Genomic DNA, 14,242 nt, shown 5'->3' on the forward strand with positions numbered 1-14,242 from the left:
ACGCGGAAAGACAGGTACGCGATAAATGCCGGACGTCTGTACCACTTCGGCCCCGGCGACCGCGGCGGAAACCGGTCCCGTCCGGCCGGAAGGTGGTGCTGTGCCGCGACGTTCCGGCTGCGGGGAAGTGCCACACGGCAATTCGGGTCACCCCCGATGACGCCGCAACGAATGTGAGCTTCGACATGCGCCTTTCGCGTTCTACCGCGGTGTGACCCACGTCGTGATGTCGGCGTGAACCACCTCTACCCCGTGTCCGTCGAAAATGCCCACCGGCACGACGACGTCGGCGCCCGCAGAGATCGCGGTGAAGTCCGGCAGCTCCGGCAGTTCCGCGACGGCGCGCAGCGTTCCGTTCGCCTTGGAGAGGTAGTGGACCGTCATCGACTTCGGGATCCACCGGTGGGTCGAGGGCACGGTCGCCTCGGACAGCATGCCCATGGCGGCCTCGGCGAGGTTGCACGCCGCGATCGCGTGGAACGTGCCCAGGTGGTTGCGGACGCCCCACCATTTCGGGGCGCGGACCTCGCAGCGGCCGGGCCGCATCTCGACGACGCGGGGGAGGACCGAGCCGAAGTAGGGGACGCGGAGACACATGCCGACAGAGAAGAGGGCGTGGCCCAGCGCGTTGTCGGGGAGTTTCTGCCACGCGGCGTACGTGGGACTCGAGTTCGTCATCCACGCATCTTACTTCAGAGTAAGTTCGGGCGATGGTGGGAGGGATCGAGCCCGGTTTGAAGTCTCCCGCCCGGTACGGCATACTGGTCGGGTTGCCTTGTCTGGGACGCGATCGTTTGCGGCCCGAAACAGGTGGGGTGAAACGTCGCGGTGTAGATCACATGACCTGCTCGCGGCCACATGCAAGACGGAAGCAGTACCTACTGGCACTCGAATTCGAGTGCATCCGGTGCGCGTTCCCGGCCCGAAAAGCTGAAAAGTTCCGGGTCGGAGAATGAGTGGGAGGGCGACACGCCCGACCGCGTGTACCGGAGAACCATGACAGATGAACAGCGGCAGCGGATCGGGTGTGTCCCGGTCGCCTAGCGTTCGGACAGTTGCGGCCCAGGTAAGGGACTGTGCAGACGAGGTAGTTCGGCCCGACTCGGGTGGGACTACGAAACGCGGCAAGAAAAGGACACTAAGCGTGGCGGGACAGAAGATCCGCATCAGGCTCAAGGCCTACGACCATGAGGCGATCGACGCGTCAGCGCGCAAGATCGTCGAGACGGTGACCCGTACCGGGGCCCGCGTCGTTGGACCCGTGCCGTTGCCGACCGAAAAGAACGTGTACTGCGTCATCCGCTCGCCGCACAAGTACAAGGACTCGCGCGAGCACTTCGAGATGCGTACTCACAAGCGGCTTATCGACATCCTCGACCCGACGCCCAAGACGGTTGACGCGCTCATGCGCATCGACCTTCCGGCCAGCGTCGACGTCAACATTCAGTGAGCGCGGCGGAGACAAAAACAATGACTGATACCAAGATCAAGGGAATCCTGGGCACCAAGCTCGGCATGACCCAGGTCTTCGACGAGAACAACCGGGTCGTTCCGGTCACCGTCGTGAAGGCCGGACCGAACGTCGTGACCCAGATTCGTACCGAAGAGCGTGACGGCTACAGCGCCGTGCAGCTCGCGTTCGGCGCCATCGACCCGCGCAAGGTGAACAAGCCGACTTCCGGCCAGTTCACCAAGGCCGGCGTCACCCCGCGCCGCCACGTTGTGGAGCTCCGCGTTGCCGACACCTCGGAGTACGAGGTCGGCCAGGAACTTACCGCCGAGGTCTTCGAGGACGGCGCCTACGTCGACGTCACCGGAACCAGCAAGGGTAAGGGCTTCGCCGGAACCATGAAGCGCCACGGCTTCGCCGGTCAGGGTGCATCGCACGGTGCGCAGGCCGTTCACCGTCGCCCCGGTTCCATCGGTGGTTGCGCCACTCCGGGCCGCGTGTTCAAGGGCATGCGCATGTCCGGCCGCATGGGTAGCGACCGCATCACGACGCAGAACCTCTCCGTTCACAAGGTGGACGCCGAGAACGGCCTGCTGCTGATCAAGGGTGCGATCCCCGGCCGCAAGGGCGGCCTCGTGATCGTCAAGAGTGCAGTGAAGGGTGGTGCACGAGCATGACCAGCACCGAGACATCGACGACCAAGCTGACGCTGGACGTCAAGGTCGCCGGCGGCAAGACCAACGGCACCGTCGATCTCCCCGCGGAGATCTTCGACGCGCCTGCCAACATCGCGCTTCTCCACCAGGTTGTCGTCGCGCAGCTCGCTGCTGCACGTCAGGGCACCCACGCCACCAAGACCCGCGGCGAGGTTCGCGGCGGTGGCAAGAAGCCGTACCGCCAGAAGGGCACCGGCCGCGCTCGTCAGGGCTCGACCCGTGCACCGCAGTTCGCCGGTGGTGGCACCGTCCACGGCCCGCAGCCGCGCGACTACAGCCAGCGGACCCCCAAGAAGATGAAGGCCGCCGCCCTGCGCGGAGCCCTCTCCGACCGGGCCCGCAACGAGCGCATCCACGTGATCACCGAACTGGTTGCCGGTCAGACTCCGTCCACGAAGTCCGCCCGCACCTTCCTCGGCGAGATCTCGGACCGCAAGAAGGTCCTGCTCGTCGTCGGACGCGAGGACATCGCGGCCTGGAAGAGCGTGCAGAACCTGGACGGCGTGCACCCCATTGCACCCGACCAGCTCAACACCTACGACGTGCTCAACAGCGATGACGTCGTGTTCAGCGTCGAGGCGCTCAACGCGTTCATCCACGGGCCCGCCGAGACCGCCCAGGAAGAGAACAAGGAGGAGGGCAAGTGAGCACCATCGCCGATCCCCGCGACATCCTGCTCGCCCCGGTCATCTCCGAGAAGTCCTACGGACTGATCGAGGAAGGCACCTACACCTTCCTGGTGCACCCGGACTCGAACAAGACGCAGATCAAGATTGCCGTCGAGAAGATCTTCGGCGTCACCGTGACCAGCGTCAACACCGCCAACCGTCAGGGCAAGCGCAAGCGGACCCGGTTCGGTTACGGCAAGCGCAAGGACACCAAGCGCGCGCTCGTGACCCTCTCGGCCGACAGCAAGCCCATCGAGATCTTCGGAGGACCGGTCGCGTAAGCGCCCGGGACTTGACGAGACATAGAGGACGAGAAGACTCATGGCAATCCGTAAGTACAAGCCGACTACCCCGGGCCGTCGTGGCTCGAGCGTCTCGGACTTCGCCGAGATCACTCGGTCGACCCCCGAGAAGTCGCTGGTTCGCCCGCTCCACGGACGCGGTGGACGTAACGCACACGGTCGTATCACCACCCGGCACAAGGGCGGCGGACACAAGCGTGCCTACCGGCTGATCGATTTCCGTCGCAACGACAAGGACGGCGTGCCGGCCAAGGTCGCTCACATCGAGTACGACCCCAACCGCACCGCGCGTATCGCCCTGCTGCACTACGCGGACGGCGAGAAGCGCTACATCATCGCCCCCAAGGGCCTGGTCCAGGGTGCTCCGGTCGAGTCCGGCGCAGGCGCCGACATCAAGCCCGGCAACAACCTGCCCCTGCGCAACATCCCGACGGGTACCACCATCCACGCGGTGGAACTCCGCCCGGGTGGCGGCGCCAAGATGGCCCGCTCGGCCGGATCCAGCATCCAGCTGCTCGGTAAGGAAGGCACCTACGCCACGCTGCGTATGCCGTCCGGCGAAATCCGTCGTGTCGACGTTCGCTGCCGCGCCTCGATCGGTGAGGTCGGCAACGCCGAACAGTCGAACATCAACTGGGGCAAGGCCGGCCGTATGCGCTGGAAGGGCAAGCGCCCGACCGTCCGTGGTGTCGTGATGAACCCGGTCGACCACCCGCACGGTGGTGGTGAGGGTAAGACCTCCGGTGGTCGCCACCCGGTCAGCCCGTGGGGCAAGCCCGAGGGCCGCACCCGCAAGAACAAGGCGAGCGACAAGCTCATTGTCCGTCGTCGCCGTACCGGCAAGAACAAGCGCTAGGAGGGAGTGAAGGATGCCACGCAGCCTCAAGAAGGGCCCGTTCGTCGATGACCACCTCCTCGCGAAGGTGGACGTGCAGAACGAAAAGGGAACCAAGCAGGTCATCAAGACCTGGTCCCGTCGTTCCACGATCATCCCGGACTTCATCGGCCACACGTTTGCGGTTCACGACGGCCGCAAGCACGTCCCCGTGTTCGTTTCCGACTCGATGGTCGGACACAAGCTCGGAGAGTTTGCACCGACCCGCACGTTCAAGGGTCACATCAAGGATGATCGGAAGGCGAAGAGGCGATGAGCAACACCGAAACCGCCAACCCGACCGCCAAGGCAGTAGCGCGCCACGTGCGCGTCACGCCGATGAAGGCGCGTCGTGTTGTGGACCTGGTCCGCGGGCGTTCGGTTGAAGACGCCCTGAACATCCTGAAGTTCGCGCCGCAGGCAGCGAGCGAGCCGGTCGCCAAGGTGATCGCCTCCGCAGCAGCCAACGCCGAGAACAACCTCGACCTCGACCCGAGCACGCTTGTCGTCGCCACGGCGTTCGTGGACGAGGGCGCGACCCTCAAGCGGTTCCAGCCGCGTGCACAGGGACGTGCGTTCCGTATCCGCAAGCGCACCAGTCACATCACCGTGATCGTGGAGAGCCTGCCGAAGACCGGAACATCGACCCGTAATCGCCGGAAGGGAAGTGCTCAGTAGTGGGCCAGAAAATCAACCCGCACGGCTTCCGCCTCGGCATCACCACCGACTGGAAGTCTCGCTGGTACGCAGACAAGCAGTACGCGGAATACGTCAAGGAAGACGTCGCGATCCGTAAGCTCCTCGCCACCGGCATGGAGCGCGCGGGCATCGCGAAGGTCGAGATCGAGCGCACCCGTGACCGTGTGCGTGTGGACATCCACACCGCGCGCCCGGGCATCGTCATCGGCCGCCGCGGCGCCGAAGCCGATCGCATCCGTTCCGAGCTCGAGAAGCTGACCGGCAAGCAGGTCCAGCTGAACATCCTCGAGGTCAAGAACGCCGAGGCCGAGGCTCAGCTCGTCGCACAGGGTGTGGCCGAGCAGCTCTCGAACCGTGTCGCCTTCCGTCGCGCCATGCGCAAGGCCATCCAGTCGGCCATGCGTCAGCCCAACGTCAAGGGAATCCGGGTTCAGTGCTCCGGTCGTCTCGGCGGCGCCGAGATGTCCCGGTCGGAGTTCTACCGCGAAGGCCGTGTGCCGCTGCACACGCTTCGTGCGGACATCGACTACGGCCTCTACGAGGCCAAGACCACCTTCGGCCGCATCGGCGTGAAGGTCTGGATCTACAAGGGCGACATCGTCGGTGGCAAGCGTGAGCTCGCCGCCAACGTGGCTGCTCCCGCAGGCGACCGCCCGCGCCGTGAGCGTCCGAGCCGTCCCCGTCGTTCCGGTGCCACCGGCACCACCGCGACCAGCACCGAAGCCGGCCGCGCAGCGACCGCCACTGCCGATGCACCCGCTACGACTGAACAGAAGGAGGGCTGACGCATGTTGATCCCACGGCGGGTCAAGCACCGCAAGCAGCACCATCCGAGCCGTTCGGGTGCCGCCAAGGGTGGAACCCAGGTGACCTTCGGTGACTACGGCATCCAGGCTCTCGAGCCGGCCTACATCACCAACCGGCAGATCGAGTCCGCTCGTATCGCCATGACCCGGCACATCAAGCGTGGCGGCAAGATCTGGATCAACATCTTCCCGGATCGCCCCCTCACCAAGAAGCCGGCCGAAACCCGCATGGGTTCCGGTAAGGGTTCGCCCGAGTGGTGGATCGCGAACGTCAAGCCCGGTCGCGTGATGTTCGAGATGAGCTACCCCAATGAGGAGATCGCTCGTGAGGCCCTGCGCCGCGCGATGCACAAGCTCCCGTGCAAGTGCCGGATCGTGACAAGGGAGGAGCAGTTCTGATGGCTACTGGAACCCCAGCCGCAGAGCTCCGCGAGCTCACTGAAGAAGAGCTGGTCACCCGGCTTCGTGAGTCGAAGGAAGAGCTGTTCAACCTTCGTTTCCAGATGGCCACGGGCCAGATGGACAACAACCGTCGACTTCGTACCGTTCGTCACGAGATCGCGCGTATCTACACCGTTCTGCGTGAGCGTGAGCTCGGGCTGGCCGTTGGTCCGGACGCAGGTGACGCGGCATGAGTGAGGAAAAAGCAGTGAGCACTGAAGAGCGCGGCAGCCGCAAGGTCCGCACCGGATACGTCGTCTCCGACAAGATGGAGAAGACGATCGTGGTCGAGCTCGAAGACCGGGTCAAGCACCCGCTCTACGGCAAGATCATCCGGCGCACCAGCAAGGTGAAGGCGCACGACGAGAACGGCGTCGCAGGCATCGGTGACCGCGTGCAGCTGATGGAGACCCGTCCGCTGTCCGCGACCAAGCACTGGCGTCTCGTCGAGGTCCTCGAGAAGGCCAAGTAAGAACCGAATAATGTATCCAGTACGATGGTGGGGTTGCCTTGCGGCAGACGCACGGCAACCCCACCGTTGTGCCGCCCACCCGGGCGGCCCCTCTCGCAGGGCACGGGTACAGACCGCGCACGTCGGGTCGGAAATCTGCCGTGCAACAGTCCAGGTCAAGGAGAAGTAAGTGATTCAGCAGGAGTCGCGGCTGCGCGTCGCCGACAACACGGGTGCCAAGGAGATTCTCTGCATCCGCGTTCTCGGTGGTTCGTCTCGCCGCTACGCCGGGATCGGTGACATCATCGTCGCCACCGTCAAGGACGCCATCCCGGGTGGAAACATCAAGAAGGGCGAGGTCGTCAAGGCTGTCATCGTCCGTACCACCAAGGAACGTCGCCGTCCGGACGGGTCGTACATCAAGTTCGACGAGAACGCCGCCGTCCTCATCAAGCCGGACAACGATCCCCGTGGCACCCGCATCTTCGGCCCCGTCGGCCGCGAGCTGCGTGAGAAGAAGTTCATGAAGATCGTCTCGCTCGCCCCGGAGGTGCTGTGATGAAGGTGCACAAGGGTGACACCGTGCTGGTCATCGCCGGCAAGGACAAGGGCGCGAAGGGCAAGGTCATCCAGGCCTACCCCGCGACCAACAAGGTCCTCGTCGAAGGCGTGAACCGCATCAAGAAGCACACCGCGGTTTCCGCGAACGAGCGCGGAGCTTCCTCCGGCGGCATCGTCACGCAGGAAGCCCCGATCCACGTTTCCAACGTCGCGGTCGTCGACTCGGACGGCAACCCCACTCGCGTGGGCTACCGGACCGACGAAGAGTCCGGCAAGCGCGTTCGGATTTCCCGGAAGAACGGGAAGGACATCTGACATGACCTCCACTGAGAACAAGATCCAGCCGCGCCTGAAGACTCGCTACCGCGAGGAGATCAAGGCTGCGCTGAACACCGAGTTCGACTACGCCAACGTGATGCAGATCCCCGGCGTCGTCAAGGTCGTCGTCAACATGGGTGTCGGTGACGCCGCGCGCGACGCCAAGCTGATCAACGGTGCCGTCAACGATCTCGCTCTGATCACCGGTCAGAAGCCCGAGATCCGCAAGGCACGCAAGTCCATCGCGCAGTTCAAGCTTCGCGAGGGAATGCCGATCGGCGCCCGCGTCACGCTGCGTGGCGACCGCATGTGGGAGTTCCTGGACCGTCTCGTGTCCGTCGCGCTTCCCCGCATCAGGGACTTCCGCGGCCTGTCGGGCAACCAGTTCGACGGCAACGGCAACTACACGTTCGGCCTGAACGAGCAGTCGATGTTCCACGAGATCGACGTGGACAAGATCGACCGCCCGCGCGGCATGGACATCACCGTGGTGACCACCGCGACCAACAACGAAGAAGGCCGTGCCCTGCTGAAGCACCTCGGCTTCCCGTTCAAGGAGAACTGAGCTAATGGCTAAGAAGGCATTGGTCAACAAGGCCAACAAGAAGCCCAAGTTCGCGGTGCGCGCCTACACCCGCTGCCAGCGCTGCGGCCGTCCGCACTCGGTGTTCCGCAAGTTCGGCCTGTGCCGAATCTGCGTCCGTGAGATGGCGCACGCCGGCGAACTGCCCGGCGTTCACAAGAGCTCCTGGTGAGCCGGTGACGCCGTCGCCCTCTCCGGTGGCGGCGTCACCCCCACAGACTTCCGGTTCGTAACCTCGGACCGGGAAACGTAAGACCTACTTCGCGATAGGCCTGCGCCGGAAACGGCAGAGGGAACCGTTGTGAGAAAGGTAGAGGTCAACCTCATGACCATGACCGACCCCATCGCAGACTTCTTGACGCGTCTGCGCAACGCCAACACGGCGTACCACGATGAGGTGAAGTTGCCCCACTCGAAGATCAAGGCGAACATCGCCGAGATCCTCAAGCGCGAGGGTTACATCGCCGACTACCGCACCGAAGACGCCGAGGTGGGCAAGACCCTCATCGTCGACCTGAAGTACGGCCCGAGCCGTGAGCGCAGCCTTGCCGGCGTGCGTCGCGTCTCCAAGCCCGGTCTGCGTGTGTACGCGAAGTCCACCAACCTGCCCAAGGTTCTGGGCGGCCTCGGCGTGGCGATCATTTCCACGTCCACCGGCCTGCTCACCGATCGCCAGGCGGCCAATCAAGGAGTGGGCGGGGAAGTCCTCGCCTACGTCTGGTAAGGGAGGCCACCACAATGTCGCGTATTGGAAAGATTCCCGTCACCGTCCCCGGCGGCGTCGATGTCTCGATCGACGGCCAGGACGTCACGGTCAAGGGTCCCAAGGGCACGTTGGCCCTGACGATCTCCGAGCCGATTGCCATTGCGAAGAACGACGACGGCACGCTCAGCGTGACGCGTCCGGACGACGAGCGTCGCAGCCGCGCGCTGCACGGTCTGTCTCGCACCCTGGTGCAGAACCTCATCACCGGTGTCACCGACGGTTACACCACCAAGATGGAGATTCACGGCGTCGGTTACCGCGTCGCTCTCAAGGGCAAGGACCTCGAGTTCGCACTCGGCTACAGCCACCCGGTCCCGATCGAGGCTCCGGAAGGCATCACCTTCGCGGTCGAGTCGCCCACCAAGTTCTCGGTGTCGGGCATCGACAAGCAGAAGGTCGGGCAGATCTCGGCCAACATCCGTCGTCTCCGTCGTCCGGACCCGTACAAGGGCAAGGGCGTGCGTTACGAGGGTGAGCAGATCCGCCGCAAGGTCGGAAAGACGGGTAAGTGATATGAGCCAGACTGCAAACCAGAAAGCCAAGCGGATTCCGCTCGGCAAGGATGCGTCCACGAAGCGTCGCCTGTCGAAGGTGCGTCGTCACTTCCGTCTCCGCAAGAAGGTCTCCGGCACGCCCGAGCGTCCCCGCCTGGTCGTCAACCGGTCCTCGCGCCACATCCACGTCCAGCTCGTGGACGACCTCGCAGGCCACACCCTGGCCGCGGCGTCGACCACCGAGGCCGACGTGCGTGCAGCGGACGGCGACAAGAAGGCCCTCAGTGCGAAGGTCGGTCAGCTGATCGCCGAGCGCGCGAAGGCAGCCGGTGTCGAGGCCGTCGTGTTCGACCACGGTGGACACGGCTACCACGGTCGCATCGCGGCCCTTGCGGACGCAGCTCGCGAAGGCGGGTTGAAGTTCTGATGACCAAGACCGAGTACATGAACGGAAGGACAGCCTGATGCCGGGACGTCAGAGGCGTGACGGCGGAAGCGGACCCGCCGGACAGAATGGCCCCAATACCGGGGACAACCGCGGCGGCGGCGACCGTCGTGGTGGCGGTCGCGACGATCGTCGCGGCGGACAGTCGGCCGAGAAGTCGAACCACATCGAGCGCGTCGTCACGATCAACCGCGTGTCGAAGGTCGTCAAGGGTGGTCGTCGCTTCAGCTTCACCGCTCTGGTGATCGTGGGCGACGGCAACGGACTGGTCGGCGTCGGCTACGGCAAGGCCAAGGAAGTTCCTGCGGCCATCCAGAAGGGCGTCGAGGAGGCTCGCAAGAGCTTCTTCCGCGTTCCGATGATCGGCAGCACCATCACGCACCCGGTTCAGGGTGAGGCCGCAGCGGGCGTCGTCATGCTGCGTCCGGCAAGCCCCGGTACCGGTGTCATCGCCGGTGGCGCGGTGCGTGCCGTGCTGGAGTGCGCCGGTATCCACGACATCCTGTCGAAGTCGCTCGGTAGCGACAACGCCATCAATGTCGTGCATGCGACCGTTGCTGCGCTCAAGGGCCTGCAGCGTCCCGAGGAAGTTGCGGCTCGCCGCGGTCTCCCCCTCGAAGACGTGGCTCCCGCCGGCATGCTGCGTGCACGCGCACAGGCTGGGAGCGTGAAGTAATGGCCGAACTCAAGGTCACTCAGATCAAGAGCACCATCGGTACCAAGCAGAACCAGAAGAACTCTCTGCGCACGCTGGGCCTGAAGGGCATCCGTCAGACTGTTGTTCGCGAGGACAATGCGCAGAACCGCGGTCTGATCAACGTGGTGCGCCACCTCGTCACAGTTGAGGAGGTCTAACCATGACCATCAAACTGCATCACCTGCGCCCCGCACCCGGAGCCAAGTCCGACAAGATTCGTGTCGGTCGTGGTGAAGGCGGCAAGCGCGGCAAGACCGCCGGTCGCGGCACGAAGGGCACCAAGGCCCGCAAGAACGTGCCCGCAGCCTTCGAGGGTGGACAGATGCCGCTGCACATGCGTCTGCCCAAGCTCAAGGGTTTCACCAACCCGTTCCGCACCGAGTACCAGGTCGTCAACGTCGGCGACATCGCCCGTCTGTTCCCCGAGGGTGGACAGGTCACGGTCGAGGACCTCGTTGCCAAGGGTGCCGTTCGCAAGAACCAGCTCGTCAAGGTTCTCGGCGACGGCGACCTGACTGTCGCCGTCCAGGTGACGGTCGACAAGTTCACCGGCTCCGCCAAGGAGAAGATCGCTGCTGCCGGTGGTACCGCCACCGAGCTGTGAGCTATCACCGCTAGCCAGTAGATGGCCGCAGTACAGCCTCGCGCTGTACTGCGGCCATTTGCGGCTGTACGGGCAGCACTGCCGCAGGTCTCCCAACTGTGCGTTCAGTTGCCACTGTTAGAGTTCTAGAGTTCATTCACGGACAAGTCTGCTTTCGACTCGTCTCCCCACCGTCGTGCCAGGAGGATCTTTGCTTTCCGCCTTCGTCTCGGCCCTCAGGACCCCGGACCTGAGGCGGAAGATCCTCATCGCGCTCGGTCTCGTTGCGCTCTATCGCATCGGCGCCGTGATTCCGTCGCCGGGCGTCGACTACGGGAACGTCCGAGCCTGTGTCGATCAGCTGTCGGGCGGTGATTCCGCTGGTATCTACTCGCTGATCAACCTGTTCTCCGGCGGCGCACTACTCCAGCTGTCGATTTTCGCGATCGGCATCATGCCGTACATCACGGCCAGCATCATCGTCCAGCTGTTGACGGTCGTCATCCCGAAGTTCGAGGAACTCCGGAAGGAAGGCCAGTCCGGCCAGGCGAAGATGACGCAGTACACGCGTTATCTGTCGATCGCCCTGGCGATCCTGCAGGCCACCGGCATCGTGGCGCTCGCGTCGCGCGGCCAGCTGCTGCAGGGATGCCAGGAAGAGATCATCGCCGACAAGAGCATCTTCGGCCTCGTGATCATCGTGCTGGTCATGACCGCGGGCGCTGCGCTCGTTATGTGGTTCGGCGAGGTCATCACCGAGCGCGGTGTCGGTAACGGCATGTCGCTGCTGATCTTCTCGGGTATCGCGTCCCGCCTGCCCTCCGAGGGCAAGGCCATCCTGGACAGCCGCGGGGGACTGATCTTCGCGATCATCTGCGTCGCGGCCCTCGCCATCATCGCCGGCGTCGTGTTCGTCGAGCAGGGCCAGCGGCGGATCCCGGTCCAGTACGCCAAGCGCATGGTCGGCCGCAAGATGTACGGCGGCTCGTCGACGTATCTGCCGCTCAAGGTCAACCAGGCCGGCATCATCCCGGTCATCTTCGCGTCGTCGCTGCTGTACCTGCCGAACCTCATCGCGCAGCTCACCGGCGCCACGTCGTCCGCCGATCCCAGCTGGTGGCAGCGGATCATCAACGAGTACCTGGTGAATCCGAACAACCCGGTGTACATCGTCATCTACTTCGCGCTGATCGTGTTCTTCGTGTTCTTCTACGTCGCGATCACGTTCAATCCGGAAGAGCGCGCGGACGAGATGAAGAAGTTCGGCGGCTTCATTCCCGGTATCCGCCCGGGTCGCCCCACCGCGGACTACCTGAATTACGTGCTCAACCGCATCACCGTTCCCGGCTCGATCTACCTCGGCCTGATCGCGGTGCTGCCCCACTTCTTCCTGTCCGGAAGCCAGACCTCCAGCAGCATCTTCGGTGGTGCGGCCGTGCTGATCCTCGTCAGCGTCGCCCTGGACACGGTCAAGCAGATCGAAAGTCAATTGATGCAACGTAACTACGAAGGGTTCCTCAAGTGAGACTTGTCCTCCTTGGTCCTCCCGGTGCAGGCAAGGGCACCCAGGCCGCGATTCTGTCCGAGAAGCTCGGCGTCCCCCACATCTCCACGGGCGACCTGTTCCGCGCGAACATCGGCCAGGCCACGCCCCTCGGCCTCGAGGCGAAGAAGTACCTGGACGCCGGAGACCTGGTTCCCAGCGAGATCACCAACAACATGGTGAAGGCCCGCGTCGCCGAGCCGGACGCGGCCAACGGATTCCTCCTGGACGGCTTCCCCCGGACCGTCGACCAGGCTCAGGCGCTCGAGGCGATCCTCGCCGAGCTGAACACGAAGCTCGACGCAGTGCTGTCCTTCATCGTCGACGAGGACGTCGTGGTCGAGCGGATGCTGGCCCGTGGCCGCGCGGACGACAAGGAAGACGTCATCCGCAACCGGCTCCGGGTGTACCGCGAGGAGACCGCGCCGCTGCTGGACTACTACAAGGACCAGCTGGTGACCGTCGACGCCCTGGGCGAGGTCGACGAGGTCAACGCTCGCGCACTGGCAGCGTTGGGTAAGTAATGGGCTTTGGGCGTAAGCGCAAGGTCGTTCCGTTCCGGACCGCAGGCGAGCTCGACGCAATGGCGGCCGCCGGTGCCATCGTCGGTGCGGCTCTGGTGGCGGTCCGCGAAGCGGCGAAGCCGGGTGTGAGCACGCTCGAACTCGACGAGGTGGCCGAATCGGTCATCCGCGACGCCGGCGCCGTGCCGTCGTTCAAGGGCTACCACGGGTTCAGCGGATCGATCTGTTCGTCCGTGAACGATCGTGTGGTGCACGGGATTCCCTCGGCGGAAGACATTCTCGCCGAGGGAGACCTCGTCTCCATCGACTGCGGCGCCATTCTCGACGGCTGGCACGGCGACTCTGCGTGGACCTTCGGTGTCGGAGACATCATCGAAGCGGACCAGCAGCTCAGCGAGGCCACCCGGCTGTCCATGGAGGCGGGGATCGCGGCGATGCTGCCCGGCAACCGCCTCACCGACATTTCCCACGCCATCGAACTCGGCACCCGCGCCGCCGAGGTCGCGCACGACCGCAAGTACGGCATCGTCGACGGCTACGGCGGTCACGGCATCGGCCGGGAAATGCACATGGAGCCGTTCCTCGCCAATGAAGGAGCTCCGGGCAAGGGGCCGCAACTGGTGGTCGGTTCCGTTCTGGCGATCGAGCCGATGCTGACCCTCGGCACCACCGACACCGTTGTCCTCGACGACGATTGGACGGTTGTCACCTCCGACGGAACCCGTGCAGCGCACTGGGAGCACACGGTCGCCGTCACCGAGGACGGGCCGCGCATCCTGACCCTGCGTCCGGAGTAGCGGCCTCCTGCAGGTAGGGGCCTACACGTCGATCAGCAGAGTCACCGGGCCGTCGTTGACGAGGCTGATCTCCATGTGTTCGCCGAACACGCCGGTCTCGACGGTCGCTCCCAGCTCACGCAGGGCGCCGGTGAACTCGTCCACCAGTGGTTCCGCCACCGGCCTCGGCGCCGCGGCGGACCAGGACGGGCGCCGGCCCCGGCGGGTGTCCGCCATGAGCGTGAACTGACTGGCGACGAGTACGGGGGCGTCGAGGTCGGACGCGGACTGTTCGTTCTCCAGGATGCGCATGGTCCACACCTTCTTCGCGAGCAGAGCCGCCTTCGCCTCGTCGTCCGTATGGGTGACGCCGACCAGGACGAGCAGCCCGTGGCCGCCGGCCGGGGGAGTGATCCGCCCGACCTCGTCGCCGTCGACGCGGACCGACGCGGACGTCACTCGCTGTACCAGGGCGCGCACGCACACCATCCTTCGCATCGTTGCCGGTGGGTCTCGGAAGTCGAATTCTCGCCGGGCGGGCGGGT

General features: G+C 64.9%; 26 protein-coding genes. 24 read left to right on the forward strand and 2 right to left on the reverse strand.

Annotated elements, in window-relative coordinates; all coding sequences use genetic code 11:
* Window positions 1-201: 201 nt before the first annotated feature.
* Window positions 202-678, reverse strand: a complete 477-nt coding sequence (locus QM806_RS02530) for a hotdog fold domain-containing protein (RefSeq protein ID WP_283290218.1) — start codon at window positions 676-678, stop codon at window positions 202-204.
* A 466-nt stretch (window positions 679-1,144) separates the two neighbouring features.
* On the opposite strand from QM806_RS02530, the gene rpsJ reads away from it, so the two are divergent.
* The 24 genes from rpsJ to map all read left to right on the forward strand — a co-directional run bounded on the left by rpsJ (window position 1,145) and on the right by map (window position 13,718).
* A complete protein-coding gene (gene rpsJ / locus QM806_RS02535; RefSeq protein WP_003938093.1) occupies window positions 1,145-1,450 on the forward strand; it encodes a 30S ribosomal protein S10 in 306 nt (101 codons plus the stop codon).
* Between the two features lie 20 nt (window positions 1,451-1,470).
* Complete coding sequence (rplC, locus tag QM806_RS02540; protein ID WP_005239628.1) at window positions 1,471-2,127, forward strand: 50S ribosomal protein L3; 657 nt, start codon at window positions 1,471-1,473, stop codon at window positions 2,125-2,127.
* The gene (gene rplD, locus QM806_RS02545) at window positions 2,124-2,813 is read left to right on the forward strand and encodes a 50S ribosomal protein L4 (RefSeq protein ID WP_005239630.1); all 690 of its coding nucleotides are present in this window, start codon (window positions 2,124-2,126) and stop codon (window positions 2,811-2,813) included. The genes rplC and rplD overlap by 4 nt, the downstream gene beginning before the upstream one ends.
* Window positions 2,810-3,115 (forward strand): 50S ribosomal protein L23, encoded by a 306-nt coding sequence (gene rplW / locus QM806_RS02550; protein WP_005239632.1) that lies wholly within the window; start codon window positions 2,810-2,812, stop codon window positions 3,113-3,115. Before rplD ends, rplW begins: the two co-directional genes overlap by 4 nt.
* A 40-nt stretch (window positions 3,116-3,155) precedes the next feature.
* A complete protein-coding gene (rplB, locus tag QM806_RS02555) occupies window positions 3,156-3,992 on the forward strand; it encodes a 50S ribosomal protein L2 (protein ID WP_005239633.1) in 837 nt (278 codons plus the stop codon).
* 13 nt (window positions 3,993-4,005) lie between these two features.
* Window positions 4,006-4,287 (forward strand): 30S ribosomal protein S19, encoded by a 282-nt coding sequence (rpsS, locus tag QM806_RS02560; RefSeq protein ID WP_003940820.1) that lies wholly within the window; start codon window positions 4,006-4,008, stop codon window positions 4,285-4,287.
* Window positions 4,284-4,688, forward strand: a complete 405-nt coding sequence (gene rplV / locus QM806_RS02565) for a 50S ribosomal protein L22 (protein ID WP_005239634.1) — start codon at window positions 4,284-4,286, stop codon at window positions 4,686-4,688. Before rpsS ends, rplV begins: the two co-directional genes overlap by 4 nt.
* Complete coding sequence (gene rpsC, locus QM806_RS02570) at window positions 4,688-5,494, forward strand: 30S ribosomal protein S3 (protein WP_005239635.1); 807 nt, start codon at window positions 4,688-4,690, stop codon at window positions 5,492-5,494. Before rplV ends, rpsC begins: the two co-directional genes overlap by 1 nt.
* 3 nt (window positions 5,495-5,497) lie before the next feature.
* The gene (gene rplP / locus QM806_RS02575) at window positions 5,498-5,914 is read left to right on the forward strand and encodes a 50S ribosomal protein L16 (protein ID WP_005239636.1); all 417 of its coding nucleotides are present in this window, start codon (window positions 5,498-5,500) and stop codon (window positions 5,912-5,914) included.
* A complete protein-coding gene (rpmC, locus tag QM806_RS02580) occupies window positions 5,914-6,150 on the forward strand; it encodes a 50S ribosomal protein L29 (protein WP_005239637.1) in 237 nt (78 codons plus the stop codon). Before rplP ends, rpmC begins: the two co-directional genes overlap by 1 nt.
* Window positions 6,147-6,428 carry a 30S ribosomal protein S17 gene (rpsQ, locus tag QM806_RS02585; RefSeq protein WP_005239638.1) on the forward strand — a complete coding sequence of 94 codons (282 nt, stop codon included), beginning with the start codon at window positions 6,147-6,149 and terminating at the stop codon, window positions 6,426-6,428. Before rpmC ends, rpsQ begins: the two co-directional genes overlap by 4 nt.
* Window positions 6,429-6,597: 169 nt before the next feature.
* Window positions 6,598-6,966, forward strand: coding sequence for a 50S ribosomal protein L14 (gene rplN / locus QM806_RS02590; protein ID WP_005239639.1), 369 nt, complete (start codon window positions 6,598-6,600; stop codon window positions 6,964-6,966).
* Window positions 6,966-7,283, forward strand: coding sequence for a 50S ribosomal protein L24 (gene rplX, locus QM806_RS02595; protein WP_005239640.1), 318 nt, complete (start codon window positions 6,966-6,968; stop codon window positions 7,281-7,283). Before rplN ends, rplX begins: the two co-directional genes overlap by 1 nt.
* Window position 7,284: 1 nt before the next feature.
* Window positions 7,285-7,851 carry a 50S ribosomal protein L5 gene (gene rplE / locus QM806_RS02600; RefSeq protein WP_005239642.1) on the forward strand — a complete coding sequence of 189 codons (567 nt, stop codon included), beginning with the start codon at window positions 7,285-7,287 and terminating at the stop codon, window positions 7,849-7,851.
* A gap of 4 nt (window positions 7,852-7,855) precedes the next feature.
* Window positions 7,856-8,041: a type Z 30S ribosomal protein S14 gene (locus QM806_RS02605; protein WP_005239644.1), complete on the forward strand. Its 186-nt coding sequence runs from the start codon at window positions 7,856-7,858 to the stop codon at window positions 8,039-8,041.
* A gap of 153 nt (window positions 8,042-8,194) precedes the next feature.
* Window positions 8,195-8,593 (forward strand): 30S ribosomal protein S8, encoded by a 399-nt coding sequence (gene rpsH / locus QM806_RS02610; RefSeq protein WP_005239657.1) that lies wholly within the window; start codon window positions 8,195-8,197, stop codon window positions 8,591-8,593.
* A 14-nt stretch (window positions 8,594-8,607) separates the two neighbouring features.
* Complete coding sequence (rplF, locus tag QM806_RS02615) at window positions 8,608-9,147, forward strand: 50S ribosomal protein L6 (RefSeq protein WP_005239658.1); 540 nt, start codon at window positions 8,608-8,610, stop codon at window positions 9,145-9,147.
* A 1-nt stretch (window position 9,148) separates the two neighbouring features.
* Entirely contained in the window at window positions 9,149-9,556 is a 408-nt protein-coding gene (gene rplR, locus QM806_RS02620) for a 50S ribosomal protein L18 (protein WP_005239660.1), read from the forward strand.
* Window positions 9,557-9,593: 37 nt separating this feature from the next.
* On the forward strand, window positions 9,594-10,250 hold the full coding sequence (gene rpsE, locus QM806_RS02625; RefSeq protein WP_005239662.1) for a 30S ribosomal protein S5: 657 nt from the start codon (window positions 9,594-9,596) through the stop codon (window positions 10,248-10,250).
* The gene (gene rpmD / locus QM806_RS02630; protein WP_005239665.1) at window positions 10,250-10,429 is read left to right on the forward strand and encodes a 50S ribosomal protein L30; all 180 of its coding nucleotides are present in this window, start codon (window positions 10,250-10,252) and stop codon (window positions 10,427-10,429) included. The genes rpsE and rpmD overlap by 1 nt, the downstream gene beginning before the upstream one ends.
* Window positions 10,430-10,431: 2 nt before the next feature.
* Window positions 10,432-10,875, forward strand: a complete 444-nt coding sequence (gene rplO / locus QM806_RS02635; protein WP_005239667.1) for a 50S ribosomal protein L15 — start codon at window positions 10,432-10,434, stop codon at window positions 10,873-10,875.
* 190 nt (window positions 10,876-11,065) lie between these two features.
* A complete protein-coding gene (secY, locus tag QM806_RS02640; RefSeq protein WP_005239668.1) occupies window positions 11,066-12,379 on the forward strand; it encodes a preprotein translocase subunit SecY in 1,314 nt (437 codons plus the stop codon).
* A complete protein-coding gene (locus tag QM806_RS02645) occupies window positions 12,376-12,921 on the forward strand; it encodes an adenylate kinase (protein ID WP_005253860.1) in 546 nt (181 codons plus the stop codon). Before secY ends, QM806_RS02645 begins: the two co-directional genes overlap by 4 nt.
* Entirely contained in the window at window positions 12,921-13,718 is a 798-nt protein-coding gene (gene map / locus QM806_RS02650; RefSeq protein WP_005564943.1) for a type I methionyl aminopeptidase, read from the forward strand. Before QM806_RS02645 ends, map begins: the two co-directional genes overlap by 1 nt.
* A gap of 21 nt (window positions 13,719-13,739) precedes the next feature.
* On the opposite strand, the gene dtd is transcribed toward map, so the two are convergent.
* Complete coding sequence (dtd, locus tag QM806_RS02655; protein ID WP_005253862.1) at window positions 13,740-14,177, reverse strand: D-aminoacyl-tRNA deacylase; 438 nt, start codon at window positions 14,175-14,177, stop codon at window positions 13,740-13,742.
* Window positions 14,178-14,242: the final 65 nt, after the last annotated feature.

This window comes from Rhodococcus sp. IEGM 1351, assembly GCF_030056875.1.
GTDB lineage: Bacteria > Actinomycetota > Actinomycetes > Mycobacteriales > Mycobacteriaceae > Rhodococcus_F > Rhodococcus_F opacus.